Source organism: Candidatus Eisenbacteria bacterium (assembly GCA_018831195.1).
GTDB lineage: Bacteria > Eisenbacteria > RBG-16-71-46 > CAIMUX01 > JAHJDP01 > JAHJDP01.
In genome coordinates, this window is record JAHJDP010000053.1 from 41,512 (window position 1) to 51,838 (window position 10,327).

Below are 10,327 nucleotides of genomic sequence, written 5' to 3' on the forward strand. Positions count from 1 at the left end.
CATTCATTGCCATGTTCCGTTATTATTATTTTCGGTCTCTGGATCGGGCTTCTTGGCCATGGGCCAGCCTGTCTCCTCGACATCGTGGATTGGATCAAGAAGAAGCATATCCTGCATATCTTTATATTTGCTGAGAACAGGAACTTCGAAGGGTTCCTTCCGACCTGCTGATTCCGGCGCCCCATCGCTTATGCCTACCATTTTCGGTTTCGCATGATTCGAGTCGTCAGCGGGAACGATCAGCTTCTCCGCCTGCAATTTCGACAGGAAAGAGAGGACCTCTCTTTCAATATCTTTTTTTTCTGCATCAAATCTCGAGGAGAACTCGCGGCAGATCTCGCCGATGCTGCTCCCTTCATTGATGAGTTCCCAAAGGGCCGCCCCCACAGCTCCGGTGCTGTAGTAGGTGCCCGTATCCAGATTGATCATAACCAGCTCGCCTTCGAGAATTTCCCCGATGGCCGTCGGGCTGTTCACCCGATAGATGTCACGTGGCTCCACCGTAAATCCCCTCGCTTTTAGATAAATCACCCTTGCCGCCAGACGAAATTCATAGAATGATTATCGGCAGGATTCATCCCTTTGTTGTGTTTCGGTTTGCGGCTTTTTGTCATTATTTGAAATAGCTAAATAGGAATTATAGCTGATTTTAGATTCCTTTTCAAACGGGGGACTCATGGAGACCGGCACAGGAAATCCACTTGTCAGCACCATTGTACCTGTCTACAACGGTGAGCCGTTCATCCGGGAAGCTCTGGACAGCATCCTTGCGCAAGATTATGAATCCCAAGAGATTATCGTTGTTAATGACGGATCGACCGACGGCACGTGCAAGATCATCGAATCGTACCCACATCTCACGGTCATCCATCAGTCGAATAAGGGTGTCTCATCAGCGCGTAATGCCGGTTTGGAGAAATCCCACGGCGAGTTGATCGCCTTCCTGGACAGCGATGATAGATGGACGCCTGAAAAGCTCCGGTTACAGGTCGCTTTTCTTCAGCAAAATCAGGAGATCGATTATGTCTGCGCAATGGCCCGCCATCTTCTGGCGCCGGGAACTCCCTGGCCGGCATGGCTGAAAAAAGAACTGCTGGAAAGTCCTCAGATCGCCTACTCCCCCTGTACCCTCCTCGCCTGGAAGAAAACCTTTGAAAGGGTCGGCCCTTTTAATCCCGAACTCCGAACAGGAGAAGATACCGATTGGTTCGCCCGGGCGAATGATCTGGGGATAAGGGGGGGTGTGGTTCATGAGGTCCTTATGGTTCGGCGCATTCATGATCGAAATATCTCCGCGCCGTCGGAACAGAGTAACCGTCATCTTCTCAAAATCTTACAAGCCTCGATTAAAAGGAAACGGGAACTAGCTGAAAAGGAGAAGAATTCCTGATCCCTACCAGAGGGCCAGGACTCCCAGAGTTGCCAATGTTACGATCGTGGCGGAGATGCAGACACCGGCGAGTGTCGCCAGAAGGGCCTGGCGGAAAGGAATCCCAAACAAAAAAGCCGCGGCGGCGCCGGTCCAAGCCCCGGTGATCGGCAGCGGTATGGCGACAAAGAGTGCCAAACCGACCGCTTGATACTTCTCGACAAGCCGGCCCTTTCGTCTCGTCCGCTGGAAAAGCCAGGTGAAGAAACGATCCAGCAGGGGCATCTTTCGGAGCCAATCGCTGATCGGTCCGATCCAGAGCAACAGGGGAATCACGGGAATCATATTGCCCAAGATCGCCAAAGGGACCGCCTCAACGAGTGACAGGTCCCCGCCGATCGGCGCCAAAGCCCATGGAATCGCTCCACGCAGTTCAAGGATCGGCAGCATCGCCAGAATGACGACGGTCACTTGCGGCGGCACCCCTTGAAGCGCGGCGACAATGGCTTCCCTTATGGCTTCCATCCTTCCTCCCCCACCAGCGGCACAAAGGCGCAAGCGCCGTGATTCTCCTCGTGATAATCATCTCCCCTGCGCGTAACGACAACCAAATCCTGAACACCAAGGGACCCGGTGGGAATGACCAGCCTGCCACCTTCCGCCAGTTGGCCCTTTAGGGATGACGGAAGATCGGGCGCCCCGGCCGTCACGAGGATGCCGTCATAAGGGGAGCCCTCGGCAAGCCCCTTGGACCCATCTCCGATCCTGAACCGGACATTGATCAACCCCAAGCCGGTCAGGAGATTTTGCGCCCGCAAGGACAGGGCGGCGATCCTCTCAACCGTCCAGAGATCGACGCCCATCATCGCCAAAATCGCCGCCTGATAACCCGATCCGGTTCCTACCTCTAGTACTTTCATCCCCGGAACGGGATCGAGAGCCACGGTCATCAGGGCGACCATATAGGGCTGGGAGATGGTCTGGCCTGAACCAATGGGAAGGGCCCGGTCATCGTAGGCCGATTCACATTGTTCCTGTGGAACAAATAGATGCCTCGGCGTCTTTAACATAGCTTCGATGAGCTGGGGATGATTTATCCGCCGACCTTGAATCTGCTCCTCCACCATCCGGCGGCGGCGTGCAGGGTAAGGAAGAAAAGAGGTTTCAGCCGATGTCCGCTTGAAGAAAACCATCACCCATTATTGCCGTTGAACACGGCGTCAAAATTCCATCCGCCCATTTCCTGGACCGAACGGAAATCGGTTCGATCCAGCGAAATCGGGGTGACGGAAACATATCCGGCCTGCACGGCGAAGAAGTCACTACTCTCGTCATACTTCCAATCGGGATCATCCCCACCGATCCAATAGTATGGTCGGCCCCGGGGATCAACTTTATCAATAATCACATCCCGGTACACCCGGTCACCCAGCTTTGTCACCCGGACGCCTTTGATTTCATCATAGGGAATATCTGGAACATTAACATTAAGGAAAGTTCTATCGGGGAGCCCTGTTTCAAGCAAGATGCGGGAGAGTCCTTGGGCCACACGGGCGGCGCTGTCAAAATGTTTCGGTTTCCATGAAGCGACCGATATGGCGATCGAGGGACAGCCGAGGAGACGCCCCTCCAGCGCGGCCGAAACCGTTCCCGAATAGGTGACATCGTCTCCCATATTGGGTCCGTGGTTGATGCCTGAAACAACGAGATCCGGCTTCGGTTGCAGCCTGTTCCGGATGCCTTTGACCGCCAAAAGGACACAATCTGTAGGAGTGCCGTCAACACTGAAAACCTGATCTTCATGCTGATGAACTCTCAGCGGCCGGCTGAGGGTCAAAGCATGGCTCGTCGCCGACTGTTCCCGATCCGGCGCCACAACCCAGAGATCCCCCAGGGATTCCATCCCCATTCTCAGGGCTTTTAATCCTTCCGCCCGAATTCCATCGTCGTTTGTGAGGAGAATCCGCATCTAGTGACTCCGCTCATGGCGCTCATCTTCAAGGCCGATGTTCATCTGCAGAAAGAATCCGGGTCCGAACCAATGCCGGATCCCGGATTCAAATGAGACCTGTCGGGGCGACTGGATTTGAACCAGCGACCACTTGCCCCCCATGCAAGTGCGCTACCGGGCTGCGCCACGCCCCGAACAAAATGGTTTTTTCCTACGGATCGAACACTACCAAAGGGTGGGGACTCCGTCCAGCCGGAAATCGGATCAGGGTCAATCCTCTCGATCCAGCAAGCCTCGGATCTCCTCCAATCCTTTTCGGATCTCGATCAGGATCTCCTGAGGCTCTTTGATTCCCCCCTCCTTCACCGGAGGAAGACCTTCGGGCATCTCCATCGAACGGCCTCGCATACGGGCATTGAGAAGCTTTTTCGCCCCGGCGATCGTAAACCCCTTTGCATGGAGAAGATCATGAATTGTCTCGACCAAACCGACATCCCGGGGGCGGTACTTGCGGTTCCCTCCCGCCCCCTTTTGGGGACGGAGCATGGAGAACTGAGTTTCCCAGTACCGGAGAACGTGAGGCTTTACACCGGTCCGTTCACTCACTTCACGAATGGAGTAATAGAGTTTTCCCGATTTCGTCACGGCTCTCTCCCAGCTAGCCCACCGGGAAATCTTCCTGTTCCCCGGTGAGGGAGATTTCATCCACCTCTGCCTTGGGTGGACGCAACATAAGATCTTTCAAGGCGCGTTGTGGGTCTTTGTTTTGGAACAAAATATCGTAAATTTCGCGGGCGATGGGCATTTCCACACCGGCTTCCCGGGCCAGCTTCAACGCCGCCCGGGTTGTAGGAACCCCTTCGGAAACAGAACCAAGAGTATCCAGTATCTCCTGAAGGGACTGCCCTTTGGCCAAACGGCGGCCGACCTGATGATTCCTGCTTAAGGGACTCCCGCAGGTTGTTACCAGATCCCCAAGACCGGCGAGACCCAGAAAAGTGTCCCGCCTTGCCCCCATGGCAAGACCCAGACGGCTCATCTCTGCTAGACCCCGTGTGAGAAGAGCCCCGTAACCATTATGTCCCAAGCGGAGTTCCTGGGCAAGACCTGCCGCGATGGCGATGACGTTTTTCAAGCTGACACCCAATTCAACGCCGATCAGATCCCGGCTGGTATAAACCCGGAACCCGGGACCATGAAAAAGTCTCTGGGCTCTTCTGGCCGCATCATCATCCTCTGAAGCCGCCACAATGGCTGTTGGAAGTCCGCGAAGGACTTCATCGGCTAAGCTCGGACCGGCCAGAATGGTCAGGTTTGAAACCCGGTCACCCAGTTCCGCCCGAATCAATTCGCTGGCCCGGGATCCGTCATCCTGCAAGCCCTTCGTGGCGCATACCCAGAGGGTTTTGGGATTCCAGGAAAGCGAGGAAATTCGGCGGAGAACCGGGCGCAGGAATTGGGAGGCCACAGCAATGACAATCGCATCAGCCCCTTGAAACGCCTCCTCCAAATGCCCGGTGATGGTTATCCCTTCGGGGAGAGGCCAATCCGGAAGATAGGTCGCATTAATTCTGGATTTCTGAATTTCGGCCGCCACCTTGGGATCATGATGCCAGAGCCGGCTCTGATGGCCGCATCGGGCCAAATGAATCGCAAGGGTTGTGCCCCAGTTCCCCCCCCCGATGACAGCCGTCATTTTCGGAATCTGTGCTGTCACTCTGAGCCCCCTTTCCTCCGGCCGAACCTCGATTCCTCCCCTTTCAGCAGACGACGGATATTGGAGTTGTGCCTCAAGATCCCCATCGCCGCCACAATGAGAGCCCATCCAATGAGCCAGGGGCGTTCCGCACCACCGCTCTTCAGTAAAATCAGACTCACCGGCAAAACCGCTGCCGCCGTGAGCGAGGCGAGCGAAACGATGCGGGTAATGGCGAAGAGACCGGCGAAGGCGCTCAGGGCGATGAGACAGGGCCATGGCATGAGGAGCGCGGCCGTGCCCGCCCCGGTGGCGACACCCTTGCCCCCTCGGAATCCCGCCCAGGGGGTGGTCACATGTCCGAGAATCGCCAACACACCACAAAGCGCCGGAAGATAGGCTCCATCCCCCGATCCGCCGGAAAGCGCCATCCGTCCCAGGGCCACCGCCAAGGCTCCTTTTGCCGCATCCAATAAAAAGACCATCAGACCAAGGTGGTATCCCAGGATCCGCGCCACATTGGTGGCCCCCAGATTGCCACTGCCCTGGCGCCGGATATCAACACCCTTCATCTGGCCTATCCACAGCCCCCAGGGCAGGGATCCTAAAAGATAACTAGATAGAAGAGCCAATATCCACATGTCGGTCCGATCGTATAAGCTTGGTTACTGGTTCTCTTTTTTGGAAGAACGCAGCCAGATACGCACAGGGACTTCTTTCAATCCCAGTCCATCGCGGATCCGATCCTCGAGATAGCGGAGTGTCGAGGTGCGTATCTCCGATTTGTCTTTTACATAAAGTGCGAAACTCGGAGGGCCCGTCGTGGCTTGGCGCGCGAATTTGATCTTCACCCGGGGTTCTCCCGAGCTCACGGTCAGCTCCTCCAGAAGCTCCATCAGACGCCTGGGCGGGAATACCTTTCTCCACGTATCAAGGAGTTCGAAAATCTTCGGCGCCAGCCGGCCGACCCGCTGCCCCGTCAGGGCCGAGATAAAATAAACCGGAACAAAGTCGAGAAAGGGCAGAGCATCCCGAAGATTCTTTTCAAATTCGATAGCAGTGTGCGTATCCTTCTCCACCATGTCCCACTTGTTCACTAAAATGATCGCCGCCCGGCCCGAATCCCGGATCAAGCCGGCGATCCGCTGATCCTGGCGGGCGATAGGTTGCGTGGCATCAATGAGAAAAAGGACAACCTCGGATCGTTCCAAAGCCTTGAGAGCCCGCATGGTTCCATAGAATTCAAGCGCGGGCAGCGAATGGGTGCGCCGTTTGATACCCGCTGTATCAACCAGAAGGATATTCCGTCCATGCCATTTCCAGACCAGATCGACGGCATCCCGCGTGGTTCCCGGAACACCGCTGACAATCATCCTTTCCTCACCGAGGATTTTATTGATCAGGCTTGATTTTCCGACGTTTGGTTGCCCCAGCACGGCGACCCGGACATCGGCATCCGGCGTCAACGCGGACCCACCCTCCGGCAACATCTTGACGACGGCATCCAGCATGTCGCCTATCCCCCGCCCCTCCTGTGCGGAGATCGGCAGAATCCGATCCCATCCAAGAGCTGTGAACTCGACCGCGACATTTTCAAGGGATTCCGAATCAGCCTTATTGACGACGACGAGCACCGGGGCGGAAAGGTTCTGCCGCCGGATCTCACCTGCGAACATTACATCAATGGGATGAAGCCCCTCGCGTGCGTCGGTCATGAATAAAACCAGGTCGCAATCGTGCAGCGCCTCAAAGAGCTGATGGGTGACCGCGCTCTGGATCTCTTCCTCATTCTCCGGGAGCCAACCGCCTGTATCGATCCAGGCGATGGTCAGGCCTTCCCAGATCGACTCTCCAATATGGCGGTCACGGGTCACACCGGGGACCGGGGATACGATGGCGAGCCGGCGTTTGAGAATTCTGTTGAACAATGTGGATTTGCCGACATTCGGACGGCCCACGATGGCGACAACGGGTCGGGACACGTGACTCTCCTTATATGAATTTTTACGCAAACGCCTTATGTATAACTGCTTAAATCAACCGCCGCCGCAGGATGGCCCCAGCTCGTGAGGATAACCCCCACCGCGAAATTCCAGTGAGTGAGTCGAGGCGAAGGGCTCGGCACTGACCGGTACGCCCAGAGCTTTTTCAATATCCAGGGGGCGCATGTCGTCCAGGAATAGTCCGTTGTCATTGACCGTCGCTGGTGGGAGGAAGATCCGATCCCCCAATGGGCGGCCCCCTTTGGCCCAAGCCTCAAGAGACTTGAGAATATCACATCCCGCCAAAAGACCGGCCACGGTAACGCCCCGTCCAAAGAAATGGTTCGGCACAGGCTGGATGCGAAATCTGAGCCGCCGATCCTCTCCGGTCCGCCGGAGTGCGCGTCTCAGCGTGCGGCCGAGAATCGGCGCAAAGAGTTCCCCGGTGACAAGGGTGAACTCCTTCTCGCCCCGCTGAAGCGCCCGTCCAAAGAGATCCGGCGCTTCATCACATTGCATGAAAAAATTCCTGGTGAGGCCGATTCCATTTTCCAACTGCGGGAAATCATCGTAGTGAACGGCGGGCGGAACGGGCCGCCCTACCAGCCGGTAAAACTCATCCGACAAATAAAGCCAGGTGATACCGTTCCGGCGCCGGAATCGGCGCTGCGTCGGGCGCGCTTGCATCATGATCTCACGGGCCAGCTCCGGTGTCACCGGATCAAGGGAAGAGGTTTTTTCCCGGTGATCGGTCATCCCCAAGGGGACAATGGCCAGGGATTCGACAGCGGGATAAAATTCCGCCAGGGTGTCGATCGTACGAAGCAGATCGTTTCCATCGTTATAACCCGGGCAAAGGACGATCTGCGTATGCATTCGGATATTGCCCTCTGCGAGACGTCCCAGCAATTTGAGGATATCCCTGTCTTGCCTTGGCCGGAGGAGTCTTTTTCGAACATCGGGATCGGTCGAATGCACTGAAATGTATAAGGGCGACAGTCTCTGCCGGATGATTCGTTCGATTTCCCAATCCTTTAAATTGGTCAGTGTGATAAAATTACCGTGAAGGAATGAGAGACGGTAATCCTCATCTTTAACATAAAGGGTTTTACGCAGGCCTTCGGGATTTTGATCGACAAAGCAAAAGAGACAATCATTCCCACAGGTACGGATCTTTTCCTGTTCAAATTCGATACCCATATCCTCCCCCGCCGGGAGGTAGCACGACAGGGACCGTCGGGAGGTTTCATGCAGATACTCGATTTCAAGATCCTCATCTGCGACGCAAAAATGAAAATCGAGGGTATCGCGTACCTGTTCCCCGTTAATGGAGAGCAGACGGTCTCCGGGTTTGAGACCGAGGGATTCGGCGGGAGACCCGGGAATGACGCTGGAAATCTTCAAGGGCATCGGCGATCCACCTATCCGGCGGCCGAAAAGAAGGCCCCGGAGGCCGGGGCCAAGTTTATCAGAGCGGGCGACGAGATTTGAACTCGCGACCCTCAGCTTGGGAAGCTGATACTCTACCACTGAGTTACGCCCGCTGATGTCTGAAATATATCGTAACGGGATCCATCTCCCCCTGTCAAGCATACCTATCCTATTGATTTTCAGTCGATTCCGGTGGATTACTGAGGTATCGGGCTTGGAGATTGAATATCTTCATGGTGATTCCGTAGATCTCTCAGAAGAGCATGATCGCTGTTTCCATATCAACGGTGCGGAGAAAAAGGGGAACAAGATGAGAAGAATATTGTGGGTCGCGCTGATGGCGGTGTTTCTAACAGCCACTGGGGTTGTTGCGGGCGAGGTCGTCACAATCGATGGTGTCACACATATCAAAAATTCGGCGCAACCGGATCAGGGCATTGAAAAACTGGAACTGAAAGAGCTATGGCGTGCCGGCGGCGACACTGATGAGGCGATCTTCGGACTGATCATTAAGTGCCTCGTCGACAAAGAGGGGAACATCTACCTTTTGGACACCCAATTGAGTGAGGTTTCGGTCTATTCCCCCGAGGGTGTGAATATCAAAACCCTCAGCCGCGAAGGAGACGGACCGGGAGAGATCCGGGGACCGGCCGATATGCTCTTTCTACCCGATGGCACTCTGGGGATCCTGCAGGCAATGCCGGGTAAGATTGTCAAAGTTGATCTCGAGGGGAATCCCGCGGGGAATATCACGGCCACCAGCGGCGAGGCCGCCGAAGGACTTGTTGTCTTTACCAATGCCGCGGGAAATGAGACTGGCCTTATCATCAGCGGCGTCAAGATCACACCCGGCGAGACGGGCCAGACAAGAACCCACTTTATAGCCTCCTTTGATTTGGAGGGGAATGAAAAAGTCAGGTACTACGAACAGAATCAAATTTGGGATTTCACCAATTTCGAGCTCAGCGAGAAGAACCAATATTTCCCGCACGGGCGTTATACGGCCCTCTCCGAAGACGGGCGTGTCTATACCACCCCCTATCGCAATGACTACATCATCAATGTTTACAAACCGGACGGAACGATAGACCGGATCATTGAGCGCGAATATGAGCCGGTCAAACGGAATGAAACGGAGATGAACCTGATCAACTCGGCGATGGAGGCGGCCCGCGCTCAGTTTCCCTTCGAAATCAAAACATCCATTGAAGAGACGGAACCCGATATCAGCCGCCTCTTCGTTGATTCCGCCGGTCTGCTATGGGTCCTGACCAGCCACGGCCAACGGAATGAAAACGAGAACGTCATCGCCACGTATGATGTCTTTGATAAAGAGGGTCATTTCATCAAGCAAGTCGATGTCGCCGGTGAGGGCGACGGAAGAAAGGACTTTCTGATGTTTGCAGGCGACCACCGGGTCGTTCTCGTCACTGGACTCCTTGATGCGGCTGTCAGCATGCAAGGTCTGGCTGGCGAGGGCGACGAAGATGCGGCGCCAATGGAAATAATCTGCTTTGAGTATTAGGTTGTGCTTCGGAAATTGCATCTGAGGGGGTCAAGCGCCCGGCGGTCCATGCGGCCGCCGGGCGCTTTTCATGCTCGCCGTGGGTCTAATAGGCGTATTTCAGCTCATGACGGCGGTTTTTCGGGATGCAGCGCGTCTCAATCGTGCGGTTGTAATATTGTTTGAGCCTTCGCGGTAAGCGCGTCCGTGTGGCAAAGAGCCTCTTGGCCAGGATCTCATCAACCCGCAGCTTTCGATCGAATAAACCCAGCCTTTGCGCCGGTGACTCGCTATTATAACGCTCCGAAAAGGGCTTGATGAAATTCCTCCAGACCTGAAGGATCGCCAGCCGCTCGGCGGCGCTCTGCCGGCGCTTGCTGAAAGCGATCGTCTC

General features: G+C 55.4%; 12 protein-coding genes and 2 tRNA genes. 2 read left to right on the plus strand and 12 right to left on the minus strand.

Features of this window, described 5'->3' with window-relative positions; translation table 11 throughout:
* Positions 1 to 3 precede the first annotated feature (3 nt).
* The gene (locus KJ970_10225; protein ID MBU2691295.1) at positions 4 to 531 is read right to left on the minus strand and encodes a PqqD family protein; all 528 of its coding nucleotides are present in this window, start codon (positions 529 to 531) and stop codon (positions 4 to 6) included.
* Positions 532 to 676: 145 nt separating this feature from the next.
* Here KJ970_10225 and KJ970_10230 point away from each other — a divergent pair, with 145 nt between their 5' ends.
* On the plus strand, positions 677 to 1,390 hold the full coding sequence (locus KJ970_10230) for a glycosyltransferase family 2 protein (protein MBU2691296.1): 714 nt from the start codon (positions 677 to 679) through the stop codon (positions 1,388 to 1,390).
* Positions 1,391 to 1,393: 3 nt separating this feature from the next.
* Here KJ970_10230 and KJ970_10235 read toward each other — a convergent pair whose 3' ends face one another.
* The 10 genes from KJ970_10235 to KJ970_10280 form a co-directional block, all read right to left on the minus strand.
* On the minus strand, positions 1,394 to 1,894 hold the full coding sequence (locus KJ970_10235) for a small multi-drug export protein (protein MBU2691297.1): 501 nt from the start codon (positions 1,892 to 1,894) through the stop codon (positions 1,394 to 1,396).
* A complete protein-coding gene (locus KJ970_10240) occupies positions 1,882 to 2,496 on the minus strand; it encodes a protein-L-isoaspartate(D-aspartate) O-methyltransferase (GenBank protein MBU2691298.1) in 615 nt (204 codons plus the stop codon). The genes KJ970_10235 and KJ970_10240 overlap by 13 nt, the downstream gene beginning before the upstream one ends.
* A 65-nt stretch (positions 2,497 to 2,561) precedes the next feature.
* A complete protein-coding gene (gene surE, locus KJ970_10245; protein MBU2691299.1) occupies positions 2,562 to 3,338 on the minus strand; it encodes a 5'/3'-nucleotidase SurE in 777 nt (258 codons plus the stop codon).
* A gap of 102 nt (positions 3,339 to 3,440) precedes the next feature.
* Positions 3,441 to 3,514 (minus strand) — tRNA-Pro (locus KJ970_10250).
* A 76-nt stretch (positions 3,515 to 3,590) separates the two neighbouring features.
* Positions 3,591 to 4,025, minus strand: coding sequence for a MerR family transcriptional regulator (locus KJ970_10255; GenBank protein MBU2691300.1), 435 nt, complete (start codon positions 4,023 to 4,025; stop codon positions 3,591 to 3,593).
* Positions 3,979 to 5,037 (minus strand): NAD(P)-dependent glycerol-3-phosphate dehydrogenase, encoded by a 1,059-nt coding sequence (locus tag KJ970_10260; GenBank protein ID MBU2691301.1) that lies wholly within the window; start codon positions 5,035 to 5,037, stop codon positions 3,979 to 3,981. Before KJ970_10260 ends, KJ970_10255 begins: the two co-directional genes overlap by 47 nt.
* Positions 5,034 to 5,648: a glycerol-3-phosphate 1-O-acyltransferase PlsY gene (gene plsY, locus KJ970_10265; protein MBU2691302.1), complete on the minus strand. Its 615-nt coding sequence runs from the start codon at positions 5,646 to 5,648 to the stop codon at positions 5,034 to 5,036. The genes KJ970_10260 and plsY overlap by 4 nt, the downstream gene beginning before the upstream one ends.
* A 33-nt stretch (positions 5,649 to 5,681) precedes the next feature.
* The gene (der, locus tag KJ970_10270; protein MBU2691303.1) at positions 5,682 to 6,998 is read right to left on the minus strand and encodes a ribosome biogenesis GTPase Der; all 1,317 of its coding nucleotides are present in this window, start codon (positions 6,996 to 6,998) and stop codon (positions 5,682 to 5,684) included.
* Positions 6,999 to 7,052: 54 nt separating this feature from the next.
* Entirely contained in the window at positions 7,053 to 8,408 is a 1,356-nt protein-coding gene (locus KJ970_10275; GenBank protein MBU2691304.1) for a DUF512 domain-containing protein, read from the minus strand.
* Positions 8,409 to 8,470: 62 nt separating this feature from the next.
* A tRNA-Gly gene (locus KJ970_10280) sits at positions 8,471 to 8,542 on the minus strand.
* A 197-nt stretch (positions 8,543 to 8,739) separates the two neighbouring features.
* On the opposite strand from KJ970_10280, the gene KJ970_10285 reads away from it, so the two are divergent.
* Positions 8,740 to 9,954 carry a hypothetical protein gene (locus KJ970_10285; protein MBU2691305.1) on the plus strand — a complete coding sequence of 405 codons (1,215 nt, stop codon included), beginning with the start codon at positions 8,740 to 8,742 and terminating at the stop codon, positions 9,952 to 9,954.
* A gap of 85 nt (positions 9,955 to 10,039) precedes the next feature.
* On the opposite strand, the gene KJ970_10290 is transcribed toward KJ970_10285, so the two are convergent.
* A partial coding sequence (locus KJ970_10290; protein MBU2691306.1) for a hypothetical protein occupies positions 10,040 to 10,327 on the minus strand: 288 nt, incomplete at its 5' end.

Bases quoted from the DNA above. Each gene is read 5' to 3' on its own strand.
- KJ970_10230 (MBU2691296.1), top strand. From the start codon at position 677: ATGGAGACCGGCACAGGAAATCCACTTGTCAGCACCATTGTACCTGTC.
- KJ970_10235 (MBU2691297.1), bottom strand. From the start codon at position 1,894: ATGGAAGCCATAAGGGAAGCCATTGTCGCCGCGCTTCAAGGGGTGCCG.
- KJ970_10240 (MBU2691298.1), bottom strand. From the start codon at position 2,496: ATGGTGGAGGAGCAGATTCAAGGTCGGCGGATAAATCATCCCCAGCTC.
- surE (MBU2691299.1), bottom strand. From the start codon at position 3,338: ATGCGGATTCTCCTCACAAACGACGATGGAATTCGGGCGGAAGGATTA.
- KJ970_10255 (MBU2691300.1), bottom strand. From the start codon at position 4,025: ATGAAATCTCCCTCACCGGGGAACAGGAAGATTTCCCGGTGGGCTAGC.
- KJ970_10275 (MBU2691304.1), bottom strand. From the start codon at position 8,408: ATGCCCTTGAAGATTTCCAGCGTCATTCCCGGGTCTCCCGCCGAATCC.
- KJ970_10285 (MBU2691305.1), top strand. From the start codon at position 8,740: ATGAGAAGAATATTGTGGGTCGCGCTGATGGCGGTGTTTCTAACAGCC.